We start from the raw sequence: 26,006 nt of genomic DNA, 5'->3' as shown, positions 1-26,006 counted from the left end.
CAATTTTGTAAGAAAAGCAGATACTTTGAAAGAAAAATCGATGGGAGCAATCTCTCCTTCTTTTTATAATGAATCTATCAAAAGGAGGAATTGCAATTGACAGCCGTACTAGAAACGAAAAAACTATCAAAAACGTATCATTCGAAAAAAGGCGACCTTTCTTATCAGGCGTTGGACAACGTTACATTATCCGTTGAAAAAGGAGAATTCACAGGGGTAATGGGACCGTCCGGCAGTGGAAAAACGACTCTATTAAATCTTCTGGCCACAATCGATCAGCCAACTGGCGGAGAATTGACGATAAACGGCACGAATCCAAAGCAGTTGAAGGATTCCAAGCTTGCTTTGTTCCGAAGGAGAGAACTTGGCTTTGTTTTTCAAGATTTTAATCTCTTGGAGACATTAAATATAAGGGAAAATATACTGCTGCAGCTTGCTCTGGATAAAACAAATTTAAAGGAGATGGAACGGCGGCTCAAGGAAATTGCTGATATTCTTGAAATCAGCCATATTTTAGAGCATCGTCCGTATGAAGTGTCGGGAGGACAAAAACAGCGGGCTGCATGTGCAAGAGCAGTGATTCACCAGCCCGCGCTTGTCTTGGCGGATGAGCCGACTGGAAACCTCGATTCAAAGTCAGCCAAACAGGTCATGGATACTCTGGCAAAACTGAATCAAACGAAAGAAACAACGATATTAATGGTTACCCATGATCCGACAGCTGCCAGCTTTTGTAATCGGATGTCTTCATAAAAGATGGGAAGTTGTTTTCTGAAATTCACAAAGGTTCGAATCAGCAAACCTTTTATCAAAGTATATTGGACACCTTAAGCGTACTGGGAGGTGACTTTCATGAACATGCGAGTTATCGCCCGTAAAAATGTGCTTGGGAATCTGCAGCGTTACCTGGCTTATTTTTTAAGCTGCGTATTTTCCGTCACGATTTTCTTTATTTTCTCATCCTTTATCTTTCATCCGGATGTCAATCCCGAAAATATATACGGAGCCGGCCTGGTTGTACCCGGACTTATTTCTTGCTTAGTGATTATCGTTGTCTTCTCTCTTTTCTTTGTTGCTTATTCTAACTCGAGCTTCTTGCAGGTTCGGAAAAAAGAATTTGGGATGTTGTCGCTTTTCGGAATGACAAAAAGTCAGCTGAGACGGCTCGTCTATTATGAACAAACGGCCATTTCACTCGTTGCTATTATTGCGGGAATAGGTGTGGGATTGTTGTTTACGAAGCTGTTTTATTTAATCATGAGTGCCTTTTTAGACATGAAAGTGCCGATATCCTTTCAACTAGTTCCAAAAGCATTGATGTTAACAGCGATTGGCTTTTTCGTATTGTTCCAGTTCATGACGTTTTTTTCGTTTTTTCAAATCAAAAAATCCCAAATCGTTGATCTGCTCTCAGCCAGACAAAAGCCAAAGCCGATGCCGAAGTTTTCGAAATGGCTTGTGTTTCTGTCCGTTTTATCCCTGGCATCCTGCTACTATCTTGCCTATACAGCGGGAATCATGAAGATGCTGATCCGAATGTTTCCGATTCTAATCTTAGTTCTAATCGGCAGTTATTTCTTCTTTACGCAAAGCAGTGTGGCCTTCATTCGAGCGCTGACAAAAAGAAAGGCAAGTTTTTATAAAGGGACAACGATTATAACTCGTTCCAACAATTTGTTTCGGATAAAAGATCATGCGGTCATGTTGTTTTTGGCAACTATTATTACTGCAGTTATTATGACGGCCTCCGGTGTTATTTTCATGTTTTACACAGACTTGAAAAATCAAGTTGAAACAACGTCTCCTCAGGCGATAGGGTGGGTGGAGCACCATGCTGATACGTTTCAGGCACTGAAACCAAAAGATGTTGAGAAGGAGCTGGAGCAAGCTGGTGAAAAAATCGCCTACAAGGTAAATGAGCTGGCCATACCGATCACTTTTGATTCTGATTCTACAGGAATGATGATTGCGGAATCGAGTTACAACAAGGTGGCAAAGGAAAAGGGTTTTGAACAAGTAAAACTTAAGAAAGGGGAAGCCTTTTTTAACTTTCCTTACCCGTACGTAAATATGGAAATTCTTCCGATCGGTAAGAAAGCTGAGATACAGATCGGCAAGGAACACGAGACATTTTTGATAAAACCGCAAAGCAATGAAGGAGTTCTGGTACCGCAAGGAAGGGCAAGTACGCTGCTTATTGTTCCTGATAACGAATTCAAAGAAACTCTGGCAAAGATACCCGAACATGAGCAAGTGCGTTTAATGGGGTACGAGCTAGAAAACTGGGAAGGAGCAGTTGAGGTATCTGAAAAACTTGAGAAGATGGTGGCGGATGATCATCAAACCGCTTTTCTGGCTAGAGCACCAGGATATCAAGTATTTAAGAAAGCCCTTGCATTAACCTTGTTTCTTGGATTGTTTGTCAGCTGCTTGTTCTTTGTAATTCAAGGTAGCTTCCTGTATTTGCGCTTGTTTACGGAGGTGGAGGATACAAAGATCCAAATGCTTGCTTTACGGCGCATGGGTGTCACGAAAGAGGAAATGAAAAAAATCCTTAGCAGACAAATTAGCTTTTTGTTCTTTATTCCGTTTATCGGTGGAGCGATTCATGCCACATTTGCGTTTAAGTCGTTAAGCAACATGCTCGGCTCGAATCTTCTAGTTGGATCACTCACTGTTTTCGGTATCTATTTCGCTTTTCAGCTTGCTTATTACGCTGTTACGCGATATATCTATGTGCGAACAGTTTTGAGATAAAGTTTTGATATTGAGTTGTGCCGTATAATAAAACGAAATACTTAGAATAAGTATATCGAGCAATATAGAGAAGACCGATTTCCGTATTTAAGTTGAGAAATCGGTTTTTTCATTATGTAACCACATAAATAGCAGTGACAAATGCATAGTCAGAGTAAGTGTTAAATTTTTTTTATAAAAATCCTAACAAATGTCCTTGACACTCCATCTACTTAGTAATATTATGTAGTAGTACTTAGTGTTGTTAAGTACTGATGGAGATGGTAATAAGGAGGAGTTATGAAAGAATTAACTGAAATGCTCAAAGGTGTTTTGCAAGGTATTGTACTTCAAAAGATTCAGGAAGGAGAAACCTACGGATATGAAATTACAAAGTACCTAAATGATTTAGGCTTTGAGGATATTGTGGAAGGAACGGTTTATACAATCCTTCTGCGAATAGAGAAAAAAGGTCTCGTGGAAATTGAGAAGAAGAAATCAGAACTTGGGCCAATGAGAAAATTTTACACGTTGAATGCTAACGGAGAGCAGGAGCTCATAAATTTTTGGCAACGATGGTCATTTATTGAACAAAAAATGAACGAAATAAAGGGGAAAAGAAATGTTTAAAAAATTTCTTCAAGAAAAACGGGAATATCGTAAATTTAGAAAAAGAATAAATGAACTGCCTGATGAACATAAAAAGGCGATGATTGCGATTGAAAAATATATGTGGATGTTTGCTAAGGGAAGCGGTATGTTCGAATATTTAAAAAATATATTAGAGATGTTTGAGGATAGTGCAAAAGAGGGCTTAAGTGTACGAGATATCGTTGGGAATGATATAGCAGAATTTGCCGATTCATTCTTAGCTGAGTTCCCGGAAGAAACTTGGATAGATAAGGAAAGGAAAAAATTGAGAAATTCGATTAAATAAGGGGGTAAAACGATGAGTTCAACTGTGATGGAAATTAAAAATGTAAAAAAGAGTTTTAAAGGAAATGAAGTATTGAAAGAAATAAATATCACTGTGAATAGAGGTTCCATCTATGCCTTATTAGGACCTAATGGCGCTGGGAAAAGTACACTCTTAAAAATTATTACTGGACTTCTAAATAGTGATAGTGGAAGAGTGACAATTAATAATATAAATGTTGCAGAAAACCCAACGGCTGTACAAAAGTTATTTAGTTTTAGTTCACAAAATACAACCGTCGACGGTGTACTCACTGGTTATGAAAACTTAGTTTTAATCGCAAAATTGAGACATGAGCCTAATCCGAGAAATGTCGCTTTAAACTTGTTGAAAACCTTTAGGCTGATTGATGCAAAAGATAAAGCTGTTTCAAATTATTCAGGAGGCATGCAACGCCGGCTTGATTTAGCAATGAGTTTAGTTGGAGATCCGGAAATCGTTTTTCTAGACGAACCTACTACTGGACTAGATCCAAGCAGTAGACTCGATCTTTGGAATAAGATTAAAGAGTTGAAGTCACAAGGGAAAACAATCTTTCTAACGACGCAATATTTAGATGAAGCGGATTATTTGGCTGATAAAATTGTGTTTTTGCACGATGGCAAAATAATAGCGACTGGAAGTCCAGATGAAATGAAACGTATAGTGGGAGAAAACAAATTATTTATTGAATTTAATAATATCCTAGATCTCGAGAAATCATCAAAACTTTTACAAATATACTCTCCTCAACAAACGAATAGCTGCGAACTCTCCATTAATTTAACAGAGGAAATAAAGACCACTTTGAATATTTTCAGTATTCTAACTAATGAAAAAATTGTAATTAAGAGCTTCAAAATGATTACCCCGACTCTTGATGATGTTTTTATGACACTTACGAAAGGAAGAAAATCATGAATATGAAACAATATATTGGAGACACTCTTGCACTGTCTAATCGAATTATGAGGCATAATATACGGAGTATTGACACTTTATTGACAGTTATTGCCATGCCTGTTATGATTCTTTTAGGAATGGTTTATGTATTTGGCGGAGCTATTCAAATTCAAGGAGTTTCCCAAGATGAGTACATTAATTACGTACTTCCTGGAATCTTATTAATCACGATTGCCAGCGGTTCAGCCTACACCTCTTTACGGATTAACTTAGATAAAACTTCAGGCATGTTTGACAGGTTTAAATCAATGCCTATCTCAAAATCAGCTGTATTAGGAGGTCAGGTTATAGCTTCCGTTATCTTTATGTTAGTTTCAATTAGTGCCGTTCTATTAGTAGGATTTCTTATAGGATTTAGAAGTAGTGCAACATTTTCTGAATGGCTTCTTGTGGGATTATTACTTGTTCTGTTTTCTCTCACAGTAACATGGCTTTCGGTACCTTTTGGATTGGCTGCCGGAAGTATTGAAGGGGCTAGTTCTTTCTCTTACATCTTATTGGGGATGCTTTTTGTCAGCTCCGCATTCGTTCCTGTAGACGGGATGCCAAAGATCGTGGGCATTTTCGCAGAAAATCAACCAATGACACCGATAATTCAAACAATCAGAAATCTATTGAATTCAAATGTCGTTGGTAATGACTTGTGGGTTTCCATTGTTTGGATGGTAGTGATAATCATTCTATCTTATGTAGTGGGAATACGGGTTTATAAAAGAGTATAATCTCAAAAGTATCATTAACAGGCATAAATTGTCGCTCTCTTATCATCATGCAGAAATAATACTGCTTTCAGACCGTCTGAAAGGTGATTTGACCCAGTATGCTTTGTATAATGCGTCTTTTTAGTTTTTACAAAAATAGGAGTATCATCGAATAAAGTGAACCTTATCATTTATTCCTGCTGTCAGGATTCTTTAAAAAATCAATGCCTGATTTTCGGCGGCAGCTGTTTTCTATAAGAGCTATAATCAAAGGGTAAGCTTAGTTAAGAGGAGGCAAAGCCCGTGCTAACGTCCGATAAAAAAGAATTTTACGAAGCATTGCTTGATAAAAAAACAGAATATGAGGGCATTTTTTACGTGGGGGTCAAGACGACAGGTGTTTTCTGCCGTCCGACATGTCCGGCGCGTAAGCCAAAATTCGAGAATTGTGAATTTTTCGAGACGGCTCAGCAAGCCCTTCTTGCTTCTTTTCGTCCTTGTAAACGTTGTCGTCCGCTTTCTCATCCCAATCATGTTTCAGAGCTTGTGCGAACGCTTGTAGAAGCAGTTGAGGAAAACCCGGAGAAGCGGTGGAAGGATAAAGATTTTCAGGAATTATCCGTAGATGCTTCAACCGCCAGACGTCAATTCAAAAAGAGATTTGGAATGACTTTCGTTGAATATGCAAGGGCACGCCGTATGGGTCTGGCGATGAAACAAATCAGGGTGGGTGAAACGGTAATGGACGCCCAGCTTTCAAGCGGATATGAATCGAGCAGCGGGTTTAGGGATGCTTTTTCCCGTATTATGGGAGAGGCGCCGGCTTTGGTGGAAAATAGCAGTGTCTTAAAAGCATCATGGCTGGATACGAAGCTTGGCCCGATGATAGCAATCGCAGACGAGGAATTTTTGTTTCTTTTGGAATTTGTTGATCGCAGAGGTTTGGAACGTGAGGTAGAACGATTGAGAGAAAAGACAAAATCAGCGATCATACCAGGGCGCACGCAGCCGATCAACTTGATTGAAAAAGAGCTGACTCAGTATTTCAATGGTGAATTAAGAGAATTCAAAACGCCTTTAGCGTTACTTGGATCGCCTTTTCAGAAGAGTGTCTGGCATGAACTGAAAAAAATACCAATCGGACAAACAGCTTCTTATTCAAGAATCGCTGAATCAATTGGCAATCCCTCTGCCTTCCGGGCTGTGGCACGGGCGAATGGTGCAAATCAGCTTGCCATAATTATTCCTTGTCACCGTGTGATCAACGCAAATGGCGAATTGGGCGGCTATGGCGGCGGGCTATCCCGAAAAAGATGGTTAATTAATCATGAAAAACTGATAAAAAAAGTGTTATCAAAGTCGCGCTAACCAGGACAAGCTCTTTTACGCAAAGTAAAAGAACATTTTCGTATGTTTGAATCCGGCTTGAACCACAAGAGCCACTGTGATAGGTAACTTTGATTTCTATTGCCTTTTTGCGAGAAATCATAGTGAATGAAAAAGCAGACAAAAATTAAGAGGATGAAGATTTCTCTTCATCCTAGGCATCCCAAATCAATCATAGAACCATGCGAATGATTCTCCACTGGAGTATTTTTTTAAATAAAATTCGGCTTGGTCATCGGTCCCATCAACAAACCCGCCGATATCTTTGTAGACATGACAGCCGTTTGAATCGAAATCATTACTTCCTGCTGTTTTAAAGTAGACGCCAGTTTTTACTTGATCGTCTGGATTATACGGATCTTCTTCAAATAATTGATAATAACCTGGTTTGCTTTCAGAACTGAGACAAATTTTATAATCTCCGCCGCCAGAAGGCCAGATGTCTGACTCATCACTAAATCTGTCTCCGCCTAATAAATCCCATTCTCCTGCTGCAGCAGTCGCTGTCCATAACGGTACGATGGAAGCAAACAGTAAAACGAGAAAAAATATATGGATTCTTTTCAATTCCCCAAACCCCTTCTTTTTTTATGTTTAATTCATTGAAAAGTATACCTATCTTCGAGTGTTAATTTCATAATGAATTTGACATATTTTTTTCATAATGAATTTGACATATTTTTGATGGGGTCATAAGCTATTCTATCTCTGACCAAGGGGCAACCAACTCAACTTTGATTCGGTCGGGATCCTCGAAATAGACGGCATAATGCTGCGGACCTCCCGCGTATGGTTGCTTGTCCTCGTATAAGATCGGGATTCCTTTTTCCTTTAATTTTGCAGTCATTTGATCGACGTGTTCAATCGATCTTGCATGAAAGGCCAAGTGGTTAAGCCCGACTCTGCACCTGTGGTACGGAACATCCTGATATTTTTCCTTTGCCTGAACAAAGACGAGATATGTATCCCTGTATTTCCAACTCGCACCTTCGTCCCATTTCTGAAACAGTGAATAATCAAGGTCATCGAGGAGCCAGCTCCAAAAATCAATGCTTTTCTCTAAATCTGAAACATAGATTTCGATATGGTGCAGCAAATAAACACCTCCAGCTTAAACAATCGTTTGATTAAACCAATTATAGAACAAGTGTTCCTGTCATTCAAGGTGAATTTGATAAATTTAGAAGGGTTTGAAACATAGATTGAGAATTATTAAATAAAGAACATCAGAAAGAGAGGGAAGGATATGGCACAGCAATGGAACGTTGGAATTTTTCTGTTTGATGAGGTAGAGGTTTTAGATTTTGCCGGACCGTTCGAGGTGTTTTCTGTCACAGCTTTGGATGACGGATCGAAGCCTTTTTCTGTGAAAACCATTTCTGAAAATGGAAATATGGTATCAGCAAGGAATGGATTAAAGGTTCAACCTGATTATCGCTTGGATCAGATGCGGGAAATAGATATCTTGATCATTCCGGGAGGCTACGGAGCAAGAGTAACAGAAATACATAATGAGCATGTTATCGGATGGATATCTAATCAAATGGCAAAGGTGAAGCTGATGGCCTCAGTTTGTACAGGGGCGTTCCTTTTAGCAAAAGCTGGGCTGCTGAACGGAAAAAGAGCAACAACGCATTGGGCGAGCATTGAACAAATGAAAAAGGATTTTCCGGAGGTTAGCGTCCAGCAAAATGTAAAATTTGTAGACGAAGGAAACATCATCACGTCAGGAGGGATTTCCGCCGGAATTAATATGTCCTTTCACATTGTGAAGCGTCTGTTAGGAGAAAAGACAGCAAAGGAAACTGCCAGACGGATGGAATATGATATAGAGATTTGAACGATATTGAAAAAAGCTCAAGAGGGTTCTTGAGCTTTTGGCCGGATTAACCAATCCATTTCGTATACGATTCAAAACTCGTTTTCTTCGGTTCCTTTGGATCAATGTCCGGGTAGCCTAAGTAGATAAATCCGACAACCTGGCCGTTATCAGGAAGGCCGAAAAATTCCGCCACTTTTTTGTGGTAGCAAATATCACCAGTTCTCCAAACCGCACCTAAACCTTCTGCGTGTGCGGACAAAAGCATGTTTTGAACAGCAGCGTGTACAGCAGCGAATTCCTCTTGCACGATGACTTTTGGATTGTCGCTAGGTTCCACGCCAACTGCGATGACAACAGGTGCGCGCAATGGGTTTTTTCTGTTTTTATCTAGTCTGACTTTGTTTTCTTCGGTTTCCGGATCGTCCATCGTATCCTTTACTATATCCGCTAATACATCACCGAGCTGAAGCCTGCCTTCTCCTTGAAGGACAAAAAACCGCCATGGCTCTGTGCGAAAATGATTCGGCGCCCAAACAGCTGCATCCAGAATTTTTTCAATCAACGCTTTAGGCACTTCATCTTGTTTTACTTTTCCTATGCTTCTTCTGCTTTTAATTGCCTCATATAATTCCATTTCGTCACCCTCTTTTCTTTTTCAATCCCCAATACTTATCATAAATCAAAACGCCTGAGAAAGAAATTGTTAGCCAGTATGATTCATAAGAATGGGAAAGCCAGTGCTATAATGAATGAAAATGAAAGCGAGGAGGAACGGGAATGTCGTGGGTTTCAGCCTTTGATATAGGGACCACTTCCGTAAAAGGAATTTTAATAAGTAAGGACGGAAGCATAAAGGGAGAAAAAACATATCCTCTTCAAACGTATTATGGAGTGAATGGAGAGATTGAACAGAGTCCGGAAGAATGGCGGGACGGAATCATAGAGATCTGCCGTTATTGGATGCAGAATGTAAAGGTTGAACCTGAAGACATTAAAGCTATTACATTTAGCGGCCAGATGCAGGATTTGATTTTTGCTTCGCGGCTTCGAGTTCCTCGTGCAATTCTTTATTCTGATACACGAGCGAAATCCGAAGCGGAGAGGATTAACCTTGAAATTCACCAGTTAACCGAGATTGCAAACAATCCGATTGATGCGTCTTCGCCATTTGCCAAATGCTTATGGATGCAGTCTCATCAGCAGGAAATTTACGAGAGCTGCGAAGCTTTTTTGTTTAGCAGTAAGGATTATTGCATTTATGAGCTGACGAATCAGCTGGTAACAGATCCTGTCACAGCTGCGACAACCGGGATGATGAATCTCAGAAAAAAAGAATGGCAAAAAGAGTGGCTTGGCAAATTTGAAATCCCGATCGCCAAAATGCCGGATATCCGCTATCCTGATCAATTAGCCGGTCACGTGACAAAGCGGGCCGCTGAGCTTACTGGATTTATGGAAGGGACGCCCGTCCTCTCAGGCAGTGGTGATGCTGGTGCTACGACAATCGGAGCAGGAGCCGTTAGAGAAAATGACAGCTATCTTTACCTTGGAACAACAGGGTGGGCAGCGACTGTACAAAAAGAATTTGGAGAATCAGGAGATTTTATGTTTACCCTGTCACATGTACTTCCCGATTGCTACATATCGATTGCCCCACTATTAAATGTCGGAAATGTATACCTATGGGCGGGGAAAACCTTCGCAAATGGAATGGATGAACTGGAACAATTGATTGCTGAATCACCACCGGGAGCTAACGGTCTGTTCTTTTTACCTTATTTAAATGGAGAAAGGTGTCCGGTTAATGATCCAGATGCAAAAGGGATCTTTTATGGGATGACGATACATACCAAAAGAGCTGATTTTGCACGAGCTATTGTCGAAGGTCTCTGCTATTCCTATCGCCAAATTATGAATCTCGTAATGAACGACAGACGTCCTGCCTCAATTACAGTAATTGGCGGCGGAGCTAGAAGTAGAGTGTGGTGCCAGATCACAGCCGACGTGCTCGGGACTGAGGTTCATGTTCCCGAAAATAGTGAATATCTTCCGGCTGTCGGTGCGGCTTCAAACGGATTTTGCTACCTCGGCTGGGTCAGGAATTATGAAGAATTTGCCGACAGGTTTATAAAGGCAGATCGCACCAATGTATACAGTCCTCTGAATCAACAGATCTATCATAAAGGGTTTGAGACTTATGAAAAGCTATATCCCGCTTTTTGTTTGACACATCCTCCGATCTCATAGTGTTCTCGCGATTATTTCGGTTAGACGCACACAGCTGGAGAGGGAGCCGTATTCCTTTGCCTCTAGACTGCAAGAAGTTATGTTTTCATTTCTAAATAGAAAAAGGCTGCTATTGTCATAAGACTAAAAGCAGCCGCTTAGTTACAATGATCTTCACCGCAGCATGACCCGCCATCTTTATCAAGCTGAATCGTGGTATGCTTCAGGTGAAATTGCTGTGAAAGCATGACCTGAGTTTTTTCTAATAGCAGCTGATGGGAGAAATTTTCTTCAACGACCATATGGCAGCTAAGTGCTGGGAAGTCTGAAGAAATCGACCAAATATGCAAATCGTGAATACTCTTTACTCCATCCATGGCTAGCAAGGAATTTTTCACTTTTTCCACATCGATTTGTATTGGCGTCCCTTCCATAAGAATATGAAATGAATCCTTTAAGACCCGATAACCGCTGATCACGATAAGAAGGGCAACCAAGACACTAGCAATCGGATCCGCGTAACTCCATCCGAAGAACATAATAAGCAGGGCAGCAGCTATTGCACCGACAGATCCGAACAGATCTCCTAACACATGGAGAAATGCACTTCTTACGTTTAAATTCTCATCTTTGTCCCCCCGCATTAAAATGTAGGCGGCACAAACATTGACAATAAGACCAATGAAAGAAACGACAAGCATTCCGGAGCTGATCACTTCAGCCGGCTGAAGAATTCGTTGATACGCTTCCCAAAAAATATAAAGAGAGATAAGAAGCAGCGTCAAACCATTCAGAAAAGCAGCTACAATCTCAAAGCGCCGGTAGCCAAAGGTTTTGGAGAAGGAAGCCTTTCTTTCTCCGAAGACCATTGCAAAGTAGCTCAATCCAAGGGCAGCTGCGTCACTAAGCATATGACCAGCATCGGACAGCAGTGCAAGGCTGTTCGTAAGAAGTCCGCCGATGATCTCGATGATCATGTACGAGGCGATAATTAGAAAGGAAAGCCTTAATGCTGATTTGTTGGTGCTAGAATGATGACCATGACCATGGTGATGATCATGACTGTGAGAATGTCCCATGAAATACACTCTCCTTCCTATATATGAATGTATGATCATATATATTATTTCATGTTTGCTAAAAGTGTTCAATAGATTTCTTCAGCCTTATAGTGTAACCAATTACTGTTTCATAATGCCGTGCAATATCAATGTTTCTAACTCCAGCTTTACCCGTGATAAGTCCTTTTCTTCAACCATTTCAAGGACTTGCCCCATTGCATTTTGCCAGATGGTGAAATAAAGCATGATGGTGTCGATTGATACATTCGGATTATTCTCAATGATGAGATGACGGTATTACAGGCACATAAGCATCAGCAATTTCATATCACCCTTGCTAATTCGAATTCGGCTGATGCCCTCGTCCAAGAATTCCATCAGTCCGTGCGAATTGACCCTGTCCGAGTGTCTGTTTCCTTGCAGGGTGATCCGAACAGCATGGTAAGAACTCTTGCAAAATACGATATCAAAGGATTTACGATGGAAGAGGAAAGCTTGGAGAAAATTTTTATGAACCATTATGGAAAAGAGGCTATGTAAATGAATGGAGCATTGTATTGGTTTATGATGAAGACCGGGTGGAAATCGCTTTTAGGGTATACGGGAGGGGCGATCCTGTTGGTCGCCTCCTTTGTTGCTCTATTTCCGACAATGGCAGACTCCAATCAGCTTGATCAACTGATCCAACAATATCCCCCAGCTTTGCAGGAGGCATTTGGATTAAGTTTGGGGATGGACACACTCGTCACATTTCTGGCTGTTGAGCATTATAGCTTAATGTTCCTTCTTGTTCTCGGTGCCTACGTGATTTTCACGTCCAATCGCTTAATGGCAAAGCTGGTTGACCGGGGAAGTATGGCTTATATATTAGCCACTCCTGTCTCAAGAACGAAAATCGCGATCACTCAGGCTCTTGTATTGCTAAGCGGAGTTCTTGTTATCATAGCGGCAACTGTGGGAGCGGCTTTTCTAAGTTCGATTATTTTTGCTCCGGATTCTGAATTTGGCAGTGTCGCCGGATTTTGGCGGCTGAATTTCATAGGTTTGTTGTTATTCTTTGCTGTGTCGGGCTACTGCTTTCTTTTCTCGAGTCTTTTTGGGGATGAAAGGAAGATGCTGGCTTTTTCATCTGGTTTAACCCTGTTGTTCTATGGGTTGGATATGATGGGAAAAATTACGGAAGATGTAGAATGGCTACGTGATTTTACGATCTTTTCGCTGTTTGATTCAAGCAAGTTAATCGAAAGCAGAGATGACCTGGCTGTAAATACGATTATTCTTGGTGCAGTTGCGTTGGTTACGTTTGGATTAGCCGTATTGGTGTTTAGAAAGAAAAGTTTGTCGTTGTAAATGATGAATCGAAACCGTCTTTGGCGGAGTGCGAACACCTCTCCATATTTTTGGGGAGGTGTTATTTTGTTTTAATTGAATATTATTAGTTGCAGGGTAGAGGGGGAGGATTGTTATGAATAAAGGGAAGAAATCAATAGCAGTTGTAACTGGTGTAAGCCATCCTAAAGGAATAGGAGCCGCAATTTGCCGGAAATTAGCAAGTGTGGGCACAGATATTTTCTTTACTCATTGGAGCAGCGAGGTAGAGTGGTCTCAATCTTTTTTAAAGGAGATAAAAGAATTGGGAGTACGCTGTGAAGGTTTAGAGATTGATTTATCAGACGTTGAGGCATCTGTTAAACTACTTGACACTGTTACTGCCGAATTAGATTTCCCATCTATTTTGGTTAATAACGCTGCACACTCTGTAAGAGATGGATATGAACATTTAGATGCGAAAACTTTGGATGAGCATTATTCAGTAAATATGAGAGCGGCTTTTCTCCTTTCCGTTGAATTTGCTCGGCGTTTTAAAAAATTGAATCGATCATCTGGAAGGATTATTAATATGACCTCAGGACAGGACATTGGCCCAATGAGGGAAGAATTGGCTTATGCAGCGACCAAAGGTGCAATTTCAGCCTTTACACGTTCCTTATCAGCAGAACTCGCACCATTAGGTATTACGGTAAACGCCGTTAATCCTGGCCCTACGGATTCGGGATGGATGACAGAAGAGATAAAGCAAGTGCTTTCGCCGAATTTTTTACTAGGACGCGTTGGAAAACCGGATGATGCAGCTCGTCTGGTGGCATTCCTTGCAAGTGAAGAAGCTGGGTGGATAACTGGACAAGTCATTCATTCTGAAGGGGGATTTTTACGAAGCTGAGAAATTATTATTCGATAAGTTTTTTTCGGTTGTCAGTAATCTACATTTGTGATAGGATAAAAGAGAACAAATGTTCGATGTGATTTATGAGAATAGCCTGCAATATAAATATGAAATATGTATCTGTTTTTTGTCGGATTGAATTGTTAGAATATTCATAAGTATCATAGGGGAGGCGATCAGAATGGCTGGACAAGAAGAGAATCTAATCGAAAAGCTTTCTGAAGAACGTGCTGAGGCAAAGTCTGTCTATTTGGCTTCAATGAAGAGTCGGGACTACTATGATGTGAATAGGGATAAAGAAATACAAGGTAGCTATTATCGCGATGTAGCATTTGATCGGGACAGCCTTCATACATTGTTGGAGAAAACTCATCAAAAGCAGTTGGATTACTCTCCCCATCGTTATGTATATCCGTGGGTAGATCTTCAGGAGAACGGCAAGCTGAAAAGCTTATACTCCGGAAAAGGCATGGATCCAATAGAAGTCATTGAAGAAGATATTCGGATGCTTGAAAGAGGAGCGGCGGGAGCTTTAGCCGAAATCACGTTGAATTGTGAACACGTTGTACCGCAATCATGGTTCGATCGGAAAAACCCAATGAGGGGAGATCTGCATCACCTGTTTGCCTGTGAACCAACCTGTAACAGCAGCCGCGGAAACAGTCCTTATTATGACTTCAAAGACTACACTCCAGAGGCTGGCGTTTCCGGAATCAAAGAAGGCTGCGGCAAGTCAGAAGATGAAAAGTTCGAGCCGGAATACGGAAAAGGAATCGTAGCCAGAGCCACCCTATACTTTTTAATCAGATACCAAGGCACAATCAACAGCTCTAAAGCAGATCAACAGCTACTATTAGAGTGGCACCAAAAATTTCCCGTATCCGTTTACGAAAAACACAGAAACCTCGCAATCTACGAATTGCAAGGTAATCGAAATCCATTTATTGATTTTCCTGAAAGGGCTGGGGAACTAAGTAAGTAACTACAGAAATTGATTATGCTATTTTTCTATAATCCACATAACTTATAAAAATGTTTTGCAATTAAAATATAAGATAAAATTACTTTTGCATTTGCTCTTGACAATAATTATGCATAAGAATCAACACTATAAGTAATAGGGTTTTCGGCAATCACTGTTCCTTTATCTTGGTTAACAATAAAGGATGTACCAGCAATAGCTGTTATAATTGCTGCAGTTGCAATGATATTTTTTATTTTTTTCATTTTCTCACCTCCTTTTGCATTTGTTTATTTCGTGATTGTGAAGATCTTTCCAAAAAATAATAGGCGTTTTCTAAATCACCATTTTTTTTGAAATAATTTGAAATACTTTTACTTTGAAATTCTAAGTCGTAAAATAAGTATTGTTTTTCTATTTGGTTTAATAGATTATTAAAAGCAACCTTGTCCATGCTATTATTTGCTATTAAACTTTCAATTTTAAATTTAATTTCATATTCAATATTGTTATGTTCTTTACAATATTCTAAACCCTTTTGCATCAATGCATTATTTGGGTTATTAATTTTGTTATAATTTGAGGCTAACAAATAAATGGAGCGAATATAATGCTTAGACTCTGAATATTCTTTGCATTCGAGAGCTTTATTAATATAAAAGACGCTTTTTTCGAATTTTTTCTGACGAGCATATACAATTGCTAAATTATGCATTGAAGAAGAAATAAAAATGTTACTTTTTGCTCTTTTACTGTCATTAAGAGCTTCCAGAAAAAATTTCTCTGCTAAATCGTATTCTTCGATATCTAAATAATTAGCACCTAAAAGTTGTTTACAACCCATTAGGTACATATCAAAATTTTCATATCCTGTAAAAATCCCTTGTGCTTTTTTTGTATGATTAATTGAAAAAAGCGTTTGTCTTACTTGAAAGTAAAGTTTTGCGATTCTGTAATGATACAAAGCCATCTCAATTTCATTTGAGATATTTCTTAATTTCAATTCAGCAATTGTGTAATAATTAATCGCAGTATTTAAATTATTTTTATTAAACTCTATTGTGCCTTTATTTAAATAAAAATAGTATGAAAGCATATTATCGATTTCATCCAGAGAAGTATTTAAAAGTGATTGATCAAACACAAATTCTGCTTTTTGAGTATGAAAGGATGGAAAAGTAGAGTCGTGCTTGTACGACAAAAGTGAATAATAGTACTTCAAATCTTCTTTTAACTCGATATTAGGGATTATTTCGTCTATCTTATCTTTTAAGTCAAAAGCTCCCTCACCGTCATGCTTTCGGATACGTAAATACCATTCGTTTAATAGATCGGCAATGTCTATAGTTGAGATATTTTCATTCGCAACTGTTTCAGATTCTCCCATAGATCTGCCCCTTTTGAAATTTTCTGATTTTACCTTATTATACCATGTCTACTGGAGATAATAGTAGGGAAAAAGGTCGTGGATGAACTAGGTAAAAAGAATCGTTTTTCGACAAAAAAGGAAACCAGGCTACATAATCACCGGATTTCCTCATTTGAAAGCAGCTATTATTCATCTGTAAGGCCTACTTTTTCTCTTTATCCATAATGCCGTTGGCTAGGACAGTGATGTGACGTATTCCGCTTATCATTTCATTTCCGCAAAGAGGGCAGGATGGCTGGCTGCTGCTGGTGAAATTTTTTCTCATCCAACCATTGCAGTTTTCCTGAGAACATTCCCATGTATTAATGTCATCTGTCGGCAAGGGCTCTTGATTTGCTTTATTATAATAAGCCATGATTCACTTCCTAGTTAAGATTTTTTGTCACTCTTTATCATCTCATACTTATTGGTGTTTGCACCTAGTTTCTCCAAAAAATAAAACAATTATCAGTGGATAAGCAGTAAATATTTGCTATAATGAGCAAAAGAACTACGGAAGCAGGTTATGGTATTATGCTGTCCTTATTTACCTTATTGTTAGAGCGTAAGCCTTGTTGGTTGTGATCAAAATCTGTCTAAAATGGTGAATCAGCCAGAGACAACAAGCTTGTCTTCTTCGACATCAGCTTTACATAATGAAAACCTTGGCGAACTTAAAAATCTATAAAGAGAACAGGACCTTAATTTAAATGTATCACAGTATTTCATCTGGAAATAGCCTACGTGTGCCGATTTAAGAGTTTCGAGAGCATATGAAATGGCTAAAAAGACAATAGGTATTATACTCTTAACCCAGAATAAGCTAATACCGTTCTTTTACACCGCCGCAACATTTGAATTAATACTACAATTGTTTGGGAGGATGCAATGAATGCTAATGGAAGCCATCTGTGAAAAAAGAACATACTCCCGAGAATATGATTCCCATGAACATAGCTATGGACAATTTCTTTTTCCGCTTAAAGGCAATATGGATTTGCTAACAAAGGAGCAAAAAATCGAACTTGATCGAGACCATGGCCTTTATTTGCCGCCAGCATGCACCCATACCTTCCGTTCATCCACTCGAAACGAATGCCTCGTGCTAGATATTCCAGAGCGGTTTTTAACGAAAAACACATCAAGCATGTTTATTCCAATCGATCAGCAATGGTCTTCCATACGTTTTTTACTTTTGGAGGAGGCAGCTTTACAACGATCCTCTTCTTCAGCATTGACGGAATTGACCGGTTATGTCAGCCGAAAGTTAACGAAGTCGCCTTCCTCTTCCATTGAGTACATCCATCGGCATTTTCTAAAGTCGATTTCGGTGGAAGAATTAGCAAACATCGAGCACTATCATCCGACTTATTATTCCGCTTGGTTTAAGCAAAAAACAGGAAAAAGCCTAAAAGCATACCTTTCCGAATTGCGAGTAAAAGAAGCGATGCGCCTGTTACGGGAAACTGATTGGACCATCACACGCATTAGTGAAGAATTTCAGTTTGAGCACTCTTCTTCGTTCACAAGGTGGTTCAGAAGCTACGCAGGTGTAACCCCTAAGCAGTACCGTCAATAATCTTATATGTATATCTATAATTTGATATATATTCAGCTCATTCTGATTTCATTCATAAAAAATGAATCCCCCTGTACCGGCATGCAGGGGGATTCACATGTTGACGACATAGGAGCTGAGGGTTCCTGTGGTAAACTGAGACAAAAAAAGGAGAAAGTTCAATGAAGCAGCATGACTTTACAGAAGGAAATTTGATAAAGCAGCTGATGTTGTTTTCTGCACCGATTATGCTGACCAATTTGCTGCAGGTGTCCTATCAATTCATCGACAGTTTGTGGGTGGGCAACCTGATCGGAAGCCGTGCACTCGGGGCGGTATCGGTTGCCAGTGTTGTCTTGTTTACGGTTTTGTCCTTTATCATAGGCCTGAATAATGCGACTCTTACGATATTGTCTCAGCAAAAGGGAAAGAACAACATAGATGGATTAAAAAGCTATTTAAATGCGTTTGTCGTAATCCTTACGATTTTAGCTGTTTGTCTTGGAATTATTGGTTTTGTGTTTGCCGAATTTATTCTTATGCTATTACAAACTCCGCTAGCAATGCTTCCGGAAGCAGCTGCCTTCTTAAAAATTAATTTTCTTGGGATTTTGTTTTTGTTTGGATATAACTTTATTGCTACTGTGCTCCGCGCGCTTGGTGACAGTAAGACGCCGCTGCGTTTTGTTATCATCGCGGTCGTGTTAAACATCATTTTGGCGCCAATTTTTATCTCCGGGTTTACTTGGGGAGTGGAAGGAGCGGCAATTGCGACGGTTCTTTCTCAGGGTTTAGCATTTGTTTACGGTATGATTGTTTCGATAAAAAAAGGCCTGATTTCTTTTGTCATGCCATCCTTGCCGAAAAAAGAAGAGGTTCTGTTAATCATGAAGCTGGGCATTCCATCCGGCTTGCAAATGACAGTTATAGCGGCGGGTAGTACTGCGATTATGAGTGTAGTGAATTCATTTGGAGAGGATGCGGTGTCTGGATTTGGCGCGGCACAGCGCTTAGACAGCCTGATCCTGCTTCCGGCGATGGCCCTTGGGACAGCTGTTAACAGCATGGCTGGGCAAAACATGGGGGCACACCGCTTCGAACGAGTACATAAAATCTCCTGGTATGCCGTGATTTATAATTTTTGCATCATGATCACAATTGCTTTGCTGCTGGTGTTTTTTGCTGAATTCGGGGTCCGGCTGTTTTTACAGGAGGAGGCCGCCGTGCAATTCGGGACCGATTATTTAAAAATAATCGCCTTTTTTTATCCGTTTCTCGGCATTAATTTTATTTTAAACGGAACGGTACGAGCTGCGGGGGCGATGTATGCAGTACTCATATTGAATATCATTTCTTTTTGGGTGCTCCGTTATCCGATGACGTATCTCTTTTCTTCCATGATCGGAGAAAACGGAATTGCTTTGGGCATGGGCGTAAGCTTTTTCATCAGCAGTTTTTTCGCAGTTCTCTATTATCGCTATGGAAAATGGAAAACTAAAAAATTGTTTGCGTAAGGCGCTTTTTTAGGGAGAAAGCGCCACGTCCTCTTCTTTGCGGCTACATTATGCTTTTACATCAGTGAGTCAAAAGTGTTGTGAATCGTTTTGAGAGTGAAGTAGGATTAAGGTGGTTATTCTGTAAAGCGTTTACTTTTTCGGAAGTTCGGGTAATTTAAATTCCACCAGACTTCGAAAGGGGATGTACATACTGAATAATTTTACTTATTTAGACTATGGAATTCTCATTGTGTACCTGATTCTTGTAGGAGTGTTTGCGACATACGTAGGAAAGAATCAACGATCGACGAAGGATTATTTTCTTGGCGGAAGAAAAATAACATGGTGGGCCATCGGAATTTCGGTCATGGCTACCCAGGCGGGAGCCATCACTTTTATCGGAACTCCTGGCTGGGGCTATGAAGGCGGATTGGAGCAGATCGTAACGTTCATCAATGTTCCGCTCGTCATGGCGTTTTTAATAGTCACATTTGTTCCTTTCTTCTATAAATCTGAAATTTATACTGCCTATGAATATCTTGAACGAAGGTTTGACCAAAAAACGAGCACGCTGACCTCTTTATTATTTTTGATTTCACGAGGCCTGGCAACGGGGATTACGCTATATGCTCCAGCCCTTGTATTATCAGTGATAACTGGATGGAGCACGACAATCACGATTGTTTTAATGGCCGTGCTGTCGATTGCCTATACGGTTTTTGGCGGTATTCGTGCGGTTATTTGGTCGGACGTTATTCAGATGATTGTCCTCTGGTTTGGCGCGGTAGTCAGTTTATGGACCATTTTCACTTTGCTTCCGGGAGGTCTTGGAGCTGCAATGACAGTTGCATCGGAAGCGAATCTATTGAATTCCTTTAATTTTTCGCTAGATTCGTCAGCAGAATACACTGTATGGGCAGGCGTTATCGGAGGAGTTTTCTTTCATGCAGCCTATTTTGGTGCAGATCAAAGTCAGATCCAGCGTGTTCTTACAAGCAAATCTGTGAAAGAAAGCCAGTTTTCGCTTATCTTTACAGGGATCATAATGGTTCCGCAAATGCTGTTATTCTTGTTTATTGGCGTTCTTCTGTATGTGTTTTACAGCTACCACGGTGCTCCTCACTATAATGACATAAATGAACTGTTTCTAAGATTTATCGTCAATGAACTTCCCACAGGCATTACTGGTTTAATTATAGCCGGTGTATTTGCGGCAGCAATGTCCAGTCTTGATTCAGCGCTTAACTCACTCTCAGCTGTCACCGTTCACGACATTTATAAGAAATTTTTTAAGAAAAAAGCATCCGAAGCTCATTACTTGAAAGCCTCACGCTGGGCTACGATTTTTTGGGGCGCTTATGCGATGGTGTTTGCTTTTTTCGCTGGCAGCCTTGGTCCGCTTATTGAAGTTATTAATCAAATTGGTTCCTATTTTTATGGATCTCTTCTCGGAGCATTCCTACTTGCCTTATTTACGAAACGGGCGAACGGCTGGGGTGCATTTATCGGAATTTTGGCAGGGATGGCCGCCGTTTTTCTCACAGAGCAGCTTGTTGAAATCTCCTGGCTTTATTACAGCATGATTGGCACCATAGTCTCAGTCGTAGTTGGGTATTTAATCAGCTTAGCTGGAGAAAAACCTGATAAAGCTAAGCTTGCAGGCTTAACCATGTACAAAAAAGAAATTGATGAAGCAGTGGAGAAAAGGGCAAAAACAGCTGAAGAAATTGAAGTAGAACAGGCAGAACGCAGCATGGGAAAATGGCCATTTCTTTTAATCGGATACTTTATTTTGATCATGGCTTTCCTTTTCTGGCTGCAATCAGTGTAAAGAGAGGATCTGAAGGAGAATGACACGTAAACTGCTCGAACCAGTTGTCAGTAAAGAAGAGGCAGTTCGCGCGCTAAATGGGCACTTGGACAATTGGCTGGCAAAATTCATTTATAAAAAGAAACGCTTGAAATCAATTGAAAAGGTTTACTTACCTTATTTCTGTTTTCCTTATCGCCTGGATAGCAGATCATTAAATGGTGAGATCGTGGGACTAATCGCCATTGAAACCTATGAAGGGATTTCTGCCATTTTGCCCGTGAATCATCCATTACTTGAGATAGAGGAGCACTTGACGTTTCTCCCCTTTAAGCAGTTGATATCGAAGGAACAGGCATATGAAGCTGTTTATTGGGATCTGTTTCAAAAAGAAAAAGACCGCAAAACAATTTCTTTGAAAATTGAGGAGCCATTTCTTATTTATGTCCCTTATTGGATTGGTTACTTACAAGGGAAGGAATACGATATTCTGCCTTTAGATGCGGTGACTGGACAGATTGACCTGAAAATGAAGCCGTCTCTTTTGCATGCGTTTTTGCAAGAGGATCAGATTCAGAAAATTCATTAAGGCAGCCGTAATGGATTTGATTTCTTATTTCAAGGACAGAATTCATAATTATGTGTAGAAAACACTCGAGCAAAAATTGCCCGAGTGTTTTATTTTATAATTTGTAATGCCGAATGCTGAGAATAGACATATGTGAAGCCAAGTTTTTCATAGAAATGCTTGGCTGTATCCTCCTCATATGTGACAGCATACATGGAAGAGATTTCTTCTTTGTTATCAATAAACATCGTTTTCAACAGCTGTCTTGCAAGGCCCGTGTTTCGAAAGCTTTCGCTGATAAACAAATTTTCCGCCTTCGCTATGCCATTCTCATCATCAATAAATAATTCGCCGGATCCCGCAGGTTTTCCGCCGCAAAAGGCAAGATACTGCTTGATTTTCGGCAGTTGATAGATCGTTTTATTTAATATCTGCTTTTGATCGGCAAAACGCTCGGAAATTTGCAGGTCATACGCTTTGTTTATGGAAAGATACTGATCGAGCAGTAATTCATTTGTTACTTCTAGAGTTGTATTGTCTTCCCGCGAAAGCCATTTCGAAACCGCTTCTTGATCGACTTTGTAATACAGCATTCGGTCCTGGGTGAACCCATTCTCGGAAAGAAAGTTTTTTAATTGCGGCCCAGCCTCTTCCCCTACAGGAAAGTAGTACCTCGTATGCCCCATGCCATCCTTTAGATTCCGGTTTTTCTCATCCTCATGCACGTTTTGAAAAAAAGAAACATCGGGCATCCTTTCAAAATAAATAAAATTATGATCGTACATTAATGGAACTAATGGATTTCTATATAGGTATACAGGCGGCTCGGCAGGCTGCGGCTGATTCATATATTGATAATATTTTATTTCAGTCTCAGTGAACATGACGGCCTCCTGTGATTCTATTGGAATGAATGTTTTGAACAGTTGTTTCCCTGCGTATTATACCTCAGGAAGCGCCCACACCGAAACGCTTTTTTCATTGACGGGAAAGACAGCTGTCCCGTCCTCTTGAATTGTTATTTGGTCCGATCTCGTCCGGGTGAAATCGACCCATACTTCTCCCGCACGTTCTTCTCCAACATACATTCGCTTCTGTCCGTCTTTTCCATTAGAAATAACAACTGCACAGCCTGAATGCAGGATCTCCGGATGGCCGTGGCGAACCCATCCGATCGTATTCGGGTGGTCGAAGTAATCGGTTTGTTCTCCATATGCTTTGTGATACCGCGCGTAAAGGAGAGGATCGATGGCTTCTTTCTTTCCATCTACCTGTTCTTCTCCGCCAATTCCGAAATAGTCGCCGTAAAAAACGCAAGGATATCCATCCTGGCGAAGCAAAATAAGGGCATAGGCACTTTGTTTAAACCAATCCTCCACCCATGATTCAAGAGATTCGTTTGGCTGTGAGTCATGATTATCTACAAAGGTTACGGCGTGAAGCGGATGGGTTTGAACCAGGGTATCATTAAAAATGGTTGAAAGGTCAAATTCACTTCCGGACACTGATGCTTCATGGAGCTTATAATGCAGGGATACATCAAATAGGTCGATACTGTAATCGATGTGATTTAAAAACTCCTGGCACGCTTTTAGTTCGGGATTCCAAAACTCTCCGACAAAATAGAAATTACGGCCGCGATAACGAATCATTTCCGTAACAAATTCTTTAATAAAATCATGATTAATATGTTTAATCGCATCGAGCCTGAAGCCATTGCACTTCGTTGTGTCCGCCAGCCATTTTCCCCATTGAATCATTTCTTTTTTTACCCCGGGATGATTATAATCAATGTTGGCGAACATCAGGTAATCATAATTTCCAAATTCATCTGTGACGTTTTTATTCCAATCTTTATAATCACCGATAATTTTATAAATGCCGGTCTTGTCTCGTTTTGCGTCATAATCGGTACCATTAAAATGCTCAAAGCTCCACTTGAAAGAAGAGTATGTGTCTTTACGGTTAGTAAAATTGAATTTTGTCCATCCTTCAATATCGAAAGGGTCTGAAATTTCCTTCGTTCGATCAAATTGGTCGACTTCGATAACCTTGAATACTTCTGTTTCATCTGCCCCGGCTTTGTGATTCATTACGACATCAATATACACGTTGATTCCATTATTTTTGCAAGCGGCAATTGCATCCAGCAGTTCTTGTTTAGTTCCGTATTTTGTTCTCACCGCACCTTTTTGATCAAATTCGCCGATATCATAAACATCATAAACCCCGTATCCGGTATCTTCAACGGATTGTGCTTTTGTAACAGGCGGGATCCAGACAGAATCAATGCCTCTCTTTTTTAATTCAGGAGCCAGCTTTTTTAACAGCTGCCAATGAGATCCATCGCTTGAGACATGCCACTCAAAGAATTGCATCATTGTATGGTTTCTTTTCAATGTGATTTCCCCCGCTTCTAATGGAAATGTCTCTTATTTATTATTTAGAAACTTACCCCGATAAACGGGTTTAAGTTTTACGGAATTGAAGATGTCTAGGTGGAGATACTGTGGACTATTATTTATTTCGATATCTAAATATTGACAATGTCTCGTTTTATATAAATGTGTGATTTTTCAAAATTATAACACCCTTCGCCATAAAAAGCATGATATTGGGAAGATATACATTCAAAATTATAGCAGGATGACGAAGTAAGGCGAAAGTTAAAATCGAATAGGGTGAAAAACTTCATAAGATTATTAAATGCAATGAAAAACGGGTATGTTACATGTAACCATATGAGAAAAGGGGACTAAAAACATGAACTTTATTATAACGAAGGTAGGAGAATACGAACTTCAAGTTGCATATGAGGTTGGACTTGTTCGAATAAATTCCGATGAAAATCTTTACTCATTGCTTGATAACGAGAAATCTGGCGCAAGTACGATAGCTGCTGTCGTAAAAAATAAATATCAAGCCATTTTTGGGAAGGAGTTGGATATTGAAACCAATTCACTGGCGATAGAAATTCTCGGACATGTGTATCCAAATAAAATCATTGATGCCACAAGGTCTGTACCTATGCCTGAAAAAGCAAAAGAGTTTATTAATATGCTACATGACAAAGCAAGCGTGATTGATTGCGGAGAACGGGGTAAGGACGAAAACCGGATGATTTGGGACACGATTGATGCTGCATCAAGATCGTTCATTTCAATTTAAGAAAGACAAAACAGACTCAATGACCGAGTCTGTTTTATCTATTAAACTTATTTGACCATGAGTACGACTTTTCCTCTGCCGTGTCCTGTCTCAATCTCTCGGTGCGCCTCAGCAGCTTGATTGAGAGGGAAGGTCTGTCTTATGTGAATGTCCAACTTACCCTGGGAGTAGAGGTCAATCAGTTCGGCGAGTCGGGAAGAGGAACGATTGCTGCGAATCCAGCGAACTCCAAGTTGATCGGCAAGATCGTAAGCGACGATCGTTCCGATACGGGATTTATCCCTTACCAATTCCACCGAGGCATGCAAGGCATCCCCTCCAGCGGCATCAAATGCGGCGTCAATACCATCAGGTGCAAGGGCACGAACCCTTTCAACCAGACCATCCCCATATGAGACCGGGATTGCGCCGAGTGAGCGCAGGTAGTTATTGTTTTGTTCGCTGGCGGTGCCGATGACTGTTGCACCCCATTCCTTGGCCAGCTGCACGGCAACGGTACCGACACCGCCTGCAGCGGCATGAATCAAAACGGTGTCTCCTTGGCTAACTCCGAGCTCCTGCAATGCGGTGTGAGCCGTCTGCCCGGAAGCTGACATTGCACATGCTTTTTCCCAAGGCATATCCTGCGGCTTGGAAACGACTTGGTCGGCACTCACCACAACATATTCAGCATAGCATCCGAGAACTTGGAAGCCGAGCACCTTACTGCCGACAGAAAATCCTGTTACACCGTTACCAATTTGATCAATAACTCCTGTAAACTCATTGCCCGGAATTTGCGGGAAACGCACTGTCGCCCCAGAGGGAGACCATCCTTTGCGAACAGCGCAGTCAACCGGCTGTACGCCTGCGGCCTTGACGCGGACCCTTACCTCACCGGGACCGGCTTGTGGTGTATCAACCTCCAATATCTGCAGAACCTCGGGAGGTCCAAAGGAGGAAAACGCTGCTGCTTTCATTGAA

Annotated in this window: 27 protein-coding genes and 1 pseudogene; 18 read left to right on the top strand and 10 right to left on the bottom strand. The window is 40.4% G+C overall.

The window, feature by feature from the left end:
- Positions 1–96: 96 nt before the first annotated feature.
- The 7 genes and pseudogenes from AM592_RS15935 (at position 97) to AM592_RS15905 (ending at position 6,723) form a co-directional block, all read left to right on the top strand.
- A pseudogene (locus AM592_RS15935) lies at positions 97–878 on the top strand (ABC transporter ATP-binding protein).
- Positions 853–2,757, top strand: coding sequence for an FtsX-like permease family protein (locus tag AM592_RS15930; RefSeq protein ID WP_053604721.1), 1,905 nt, complete (start codon positions 853–855; stop codon positions 2,755–2,757). Before AM592_RS15935 ends, AM592_RS15930 begins: the two are co-directional and overlap by 26 nt.
- A 279-nt stretch (positions 2,758–3,036) precedes the next feature.
- Positions 3,037–3,366, top strand: coding sequence for a PadR family transcriptional regulator (locus tag AM592_RS15925; protein WP_053604720.1), 330 nt, complete (start codon positions 3,037–3,039; stop codon positions 3,364–3,366).
- Positions 3,359–3,673 carry a DUF1048 domain-containing protein gene (locus tag AM592_RS15920; protein WP_053604719.1) on the top strand — a complete coding sequence of 105 codons (315 nt, stop codon included), beginning with the start codon at positions 3,359–3,361 and terminating at the stop codon, positions 3,671–3,673. Before AM592_RS15925 ends, AM592_RS15920 begins: the two co-directional genes overlap by 8 nt.
- 12 nt (positions 3,674–3,685) lie before the next feature.
- Positions 3,686–4,612, top strand: a complete 927-nt coding sequence (locus tag AM592_RS15915) for an ABC transporter ATP-binding protein (protein ID WP_053604718.1) — start codon at positions 3,686–3,688, stop codon at positions 4,610–4,612.
- On the top strand, positions 4,609–5,376 hold the full coding sequence (locus AM592_RS15910) for an ABC transporter permease (protein ID WP_376773380.1): 768 nt from the start codon (positions 4,609–4,611) through the stop codon (positions 5,374–5,376). The genes AM592_RS15915 and AM592_RS15910 overlap by 4 nt, the downstream gene beginning before the upstream one ends.
- A 282-nt stretch (positions 5,377–5,658) precedes the next feature.
- On the top strand, positions 5,659–6,723 hold the full coding sequence (locus AM592_RS15905; RefSeq protein WP_053604717.1) for a bifunctional transcriptional activator/DNA repair enzyme AdaA: 1,065 nt from the start codon (positions 5,659–5,661) through the stop codon (positions 6,721–6,723).
- A 186-nt stretch (positions 6,724–6,909) separates the two neighbouring features.
- Here the strand turns inward: AM592_RS15905 and AM592_RS23810 are convergent, their stop codons facing one another.
- Both AM592_RS23810 and AM592_RS15895 read right to left on the bottom strand, forming a co-directional pair.
- Positions 6,910–7,308, bottom strand: coding sequence for a hypothetical protein (locus tag AM592_RS23810; RefSeq protein ID WP_053604716.1), 399 nt, complete (start codon positions 7,306–7,308; stop codon positions 6,910–6,912).
- 130 nt (positions 7,309–7,438) lie between these two features.
- On the bottom strand, positions 7,439–7,837 hold the full coding sequence (locus tag AM592_RS15895) for a VOC family protein (protein ID WP_053604715.1): 399 nt from the start codon (positions 7,835–7,837) through the stop codon (positions 7,439–7,441).
- A 150-nt stretch (positions 7,838–7,987) separates the two neighbouring features.
- Here AM592_RS15895 and AM592_RS15890 point away from each other — a divergent pair, with 150 nt between their 5' ends.
- Positions 7,988–8,581, top strand: a complete 594-nt coding sequence (locus tag AM592_RS15890; protein ID WP_053604714.1) for a DJ-1/PfpI family protein — start codon at positions 7,988–7,990, stop codon at positions 8,579–8,581.
- 46 nt (positions 8,582–8,627) lie between these two features.
- Here the strand turns inward: AM592_RS15890 and AM592_RS15885 are convergent, their stop codons facing one another.
- Complete coding sequence (locus AM592_RS15885; protein WP_053604713.1) at positions 8,628–9,197, bottom strand: nitroreductase family protein; 570 nt, start codon at positions 9,195–9,197, stop codon at positions 8,628–8,630.
- A gap of 143 nt (positions 9,198–9,340) precedes the next feature.
- Here AM592_RS15885 and AM592_RS15880 point away from each other — a divergent pair, with 143 nt between their 5' ends.
- A complete protein-coding gene (locus AM592_RS15880) occupies positions 9,341–10,810 on the top strand; it encodes a xylulokinase (RefSeq protein WP_053604712.1) in 1,470 nt (489 codons plus the stop codon).
- A gap of 137 nt (positions 10,811–10,947) precedes the next feature.
- Here the strand turns inward: AM592_RS15880 and AM592_RS15875 are convergent, their stop codons facing one another.
- Entirely contained in the window at positions 10,948–11,868 is a 921-nt protein-coding gene (locus AM592_RS15875) for a cation diffusion facilitator family transporter (protein ID WP_053604711.1), read from the bottom strand.
- Positions 11,869–12,138: 270 nt separating this feature from the next.
- On the opposite strand from AM592_RS15875, the gene AM592_RS15870 reads away from it, so the two are divergent.
- From AM592_RS15870 to AM592_RS15855, 4 genes are all read left to right on the top strand, one after another.
- Positions 12,139–12,390 carry a hypothetical protein gene (locus AM592_RS15870; protein ID WP_053604710.1) on the top strand — a complete coding sequence of 84 codons (252 nt, stop codon included), beginning with the start codon at positions 12,139–12,141 and terminating at the stop codon, positions 12,388–12,390.
- The gene (locus AM592_RS15865; RefSeq protein WP_053604709.1) at positions 12,391–13,200 is read left to right on the top strand and encodes an ABC-2 transporter permease; all 810 of its coding nucleotides are present in this window, start codon (positions 12,391–12,393) and stop codon (positions 13,198–13,200) included. It abuts the gene before it with no gap.
- 115 nt (positions 13,201–13,315) lie between these two features.
- Positions 13,316–14,071 (top strand): SDR family oxidoreductase, encoded by a 756-nt coding sequence (locus AM592_RS15860; protein WP_053604708.1) that lies wholly within the window; start codon positions 13,316–13,318, stop codon positions 14,069–14,071.
- Positions 14,072–14,255: 184 nt separating this feature from the next.
- Positions 14,256–15,056 (top strand): endonuclease I family protein, encoded by an 801-nt coding sequence (locus AM592_RS15855; protein WP_053604707.1) that lies wholly within the window; start codon positions 14,256–14,258, stop codon positions 15,054–15,056.
- A 107-nt stretch (positions 15,057–15,163) separates the two neighbouring features.
- On the opposite strand, the gene AM592_RS24185 is transcribed toward AM592_RS15855, so the two are convergent.
- From AM592_RS24185 to AM592_RS15845, 3 genes are all read right to left on the bottom strand, one after another.
- A complete protein-coding gene (locus AM592_RS24185) occupies positions 15,164–15,301 on the bottom strand; it encodes a hypothetical protein (protein ID WP_158320312.1) in 138 nt (45 codons plus the stop codon).
- The gene (locus AM592_RS15850; protein ID WP_053604706.1) at positions 15,298–16,422 is read right to left on the bottom strand and encodes a tetratricopeptide repeat protein; all 1,125 of its coding nucleotides are present in this window, start codon (positions 16,420–16,422) and stop codon (positions 15,298–15,300) included. Before AM592_RS15850 ends, AM592_RS24185 begins: the two co-directional genes overlap by 4 nt.
- A 184-nt stretch (positions 16,423–16,606) precedes the next feature.
- A complete protein-coding gene (locus AM592_RS15845; RefSeq protein WP_053604705.1) occupies positions 16,607–16,819 on the bottom strand; it encodes a cold-shock protein in 213 nt (70 codons plus the stop codon).
- Between the two features lie 516 nt (positions 16,820–17,335).
- Here AM592_RS15845 and AM592_RS15840 point away from each other — a divergent pair.
- The 4 genes from AM592_RS15840 to AM592_RS15825 all read left to right on the top strand — a co-directional run bounded on the left by AM592_RS15840 (position 17,336) and on the right by AM592_RS15825 (position 21,896).
- Complete coding sequence (locus tag AM592_RS15840; protein ID WP_225970247.1) at positions 17,336–18,022, top strand: helix-turn-helix transcriptional regulator; 687 nt, start codon at positions 17,336–17,338, stop codon at positions 18,020–18,022.
- A 161-nt stretch (positions 18,023–18,183) separates the two neighbouring features.
- Positions 18,184–19,515, top strand: a complete 1,332-nt coding sequence (locus tag AM592_RS15835; RefSeq protein ID WP_053604704.1) for an MATE family efflux transporter — start codon at positions 18,184–18,186, stop codon at positions 19,513–19,515.
- A gap of 184 nt (positions 19,516–19,699) precedes the next feature.
- The gene (locus AM592_RS15830) at positions 19,700–21,328 is read left to right on the top strand and encodes a sodium:solute symporter family protein (protein WP_053604703.1); all 1,629 of its coding nucleotides are present in this window, start codon (positions 19,700–19,702) and stop codon (positions 21,326–21,328) included.
- A gap of 19 nt (positions 21,329–21,347) precedes the next feature.
- Positions 21,348–21,896 (top strand): hypothetical protein, encoded by a 549-nt coding sequence (locus tag AM592_RS15825; protein WP_053604702.1) that lies wholly within the window; start codon positions 21,348–21,350, stop codon positions 21,894–21,896.
- Positions 21,897–21,985: 89 nt separating this feature from the next.
- On the opposite strand, the gene AM592_RS15820 is transcribed toward AM592_RS15825, so the two are convergent.
- The gene (locus tag AM592_RS15820) at positions 21,986–22,759 is read right to left on the bottom strand and encodes a GNAT family N-acetyltransferase (RefSeq protein ID WP_053604701.1); all 774 of its coding nucleotides are present in this window, start codon (positions 22,757–22,759) and stop codon (positions 21,986–21,988) included.
- A gap of 57 nt (positions 22,760–22,816) precedes the next feature.
- Complete coding sequence (locus AM592_RS15815; protein ID WP_053604700.1) at positions 22,817–24,274, bottom strand: alpha-amylase; 1,458 nt, start codon at positions 24,272–24,274, stop codon at positions 22,817–22,819.
- A 364-nt stretch (positions 24,275–24,638) separates the two neighbouring features.
- Here AM592_RS15815 and AM592_RS15810 point away from each other — a divergent pair, with 364 nt between their 5' ends.
- A complete protein-coding gene (locus AM592_RS15810; RefSeq protein ID WP_053604699.1) occupies positions 24,639–25,043 on the top strand; it encodes a hypothetical protein in 405 nt (134 codons plus the stop codon).
- A 47-nt stretch (positions 25,044–25,090) separates the two neighbouring features.
- On the opposite strand, the gene AM592_RS15805 is transcribed toward AM592_RS15810, so the two are convergent.
- A complete protein-coding gene (locus tag AM592_RS15805) occupies positions 25,091–26,002 on the bottom strand; it encodes an NADP-dependent oxidoreductase (protein ID WP_053604698.1) in 912 nt (303 codons plus the stop codon).
- Positions 26,003–26,006 lie beyond the last annotated feature (4 nt).

Origin of the sequence: Bacillus gobiensis, from assembly GCF_001278705.1 — a bacterium.
Classification (GTDB): domain Bacteria; phylum Bacillota; class Bacilli; order Bacillales; family Bacillaceae; genus Bacillus; species Bacillus gobiensis.
Note: the sequence above shows the minus strand (reverse complement) of the source record. Positions and strands in the feature narration are given on the sequence as shown.

Excerpts from the sequence above, each read along its gene's own strand:
- AM592_RS15930 (WP_053604721.1), top strand. The coding sequence starts at position 853 with ATGAACATGCGAGTTATCGCCCGTAAAAATGTGCTTGGGAATCTGCAG.
- AM592_RS15925 (WP_053604720.1), top strand. The coding sequence starts at position 3,037 with ATGAAAGAATTAACTGAAATGCTCAAAGGTGTTTTGCAAGGTATTGTA.
- AM592_RS15920 (WP_053604719.1), top strand. The coding sequence starts at position 3,359 with ATGTTTAAAAAATTTCTTCAAGAAAAACGGGAATATCGTAAATTTAGA.
- AM592_RS15915 (WP_053604718.1), top strand. The coding sequence starts at position 3,686 with ATGAGTTCAACTGTGATGGAAATTAAAAATGTAAAAAAGAGTTTTAAA.
- AM592_RS15910 (WP_376773380.1), top strand. The coding sequence starts at position 4,609 with ATGAATATGAAACAATATATTGGAGACACTCTTGCACTGTCTAATCGA.
- AM592_RS15890 (WP_053604714.1), top strand. The coding sequence starts at position 7,988 with ATGGCACAGCAATGGAACGTTGGAATTTTTCTGTTTGATGAGGTAGAG.
- AM592_RS15885 (WP_053604713.1), bottom strand. The coding sequence starts at position 9,197 with ATGGAATTATATGAGGCAATTAAAAGCAGAAGAAGCATAGGAAAAGTA.
- AM592_RS15880 (WP_053604712.1), top strand. The coding sequence starts at position 9,341 with ATGTCGTGGGTTTCAGCCTTTGATATAGGGACCACTTCCGTAAAAGGA.
- AM592_RS15875 (WP_053604711.1), bottom strand. The coding sequence starts at position 11,868 with ATGGGACATTCTCACAGTCATGATCATCACCATGGTCATGGTCATCAT.
- AM592_RS15870 (WP_053604710.1), top strand. The coding sequence starts at position 12,139 with ATGACGGTATTACAGGCACATAAGCATCAGCAATTTCATATCACCCTT.
- AM592_RS15865 (WP_053604709.1), top strand. The coding sequence starts at position 12,391 with ATGAATGGAGCATTGTATTGGTTTATGATGAAGACCGGGTGGAAATCG.
- AM592_RS15860 (WP_053604708.1), top strand. The coding sequence starts at position 13,316 with ATGAATAAAGGGAAGAAATCAATAGCAGTTGTAACTGGTGTAAGCCAT.
- AM592_RS15855 (WP_053604707.1), top strand. The coding sequence starts at position 14,256 with ATGGCTGGACAAGAAGAGAATCTAATCGAAAAGCTTTCTGAAGAACGT.
- AM592_RS24185 (WP_158320312.1), bottom strand. The coding sequence starts at position 15,301 with ATGAAAAAAATAAAAAATATCATTGCAACTGCAGCAATTATAACAGCT.
- AM592_RS15850 (WP_053604706.1), bottom strand. The coding sequence starts at position 16,422 with ATGGGAGAATCTGAAACAGTTGCGAATGAAAATATCTCAACTATAGAC.
- AM592_RS15845 (WP_053604705.1), bottom strand. The coding sequence starts at position 16,819 with ATGGCTTATTATAATAAAGCAAATCAAGAGCCCTTGCCGACAGATGAC.
- AM592_RS15840 (WP_225970247.1), top strand. The coding sequence starts at position 17,336 with ATGCTAATGGAAGCCATCTGTGAAAAAAGAACATACTCCCGAGAATAT.
- AM592_RS15835 (WP_053604704.1), top strand. The coding sequence starts at position 18,184 with ATGAAGCAGCATGACTTTACAGAAGGAAATTTGATAAAGCAGCTGATG.
- AM592_RS15830 (WP_053604703.1), top strand. The coding sequence starts at position 19,700 with ATGTACATACTGAATAATTTTACTTATTTAGACTATGGAATTCTCATT.
- AM592_RS15825 (WP_053604702.1), top strand. The coding sequence starts at position 21,348 with ATGACACGTAAACTGCTCGAACCAGTTGTCAGTAAAGAAGAGGCAGTT.
- AM592_RS15820 (WP_053604701.1), bottom strand. The coding sequence starts at position 22,759 with ATGTTCACTGAGACTGAAATAAAATATTATCAATATATGAATCAGCCG.
- AM592_RS15810 (WP_053604699.1), top strand. The coding sequence starts at position 24,639 with ATGAACTTTATTATAACGAAGGTAGGAGAATACGAACTTCAAGTTGCA.
- AM592_RS15805 (WP_053604698.1), bottom strand. The coding sequence starts at position 26,002 with ATGAAAGCAGCAGCGTTTTCCTCCTTTGGACCTCCCGAGGTTCTGCAG.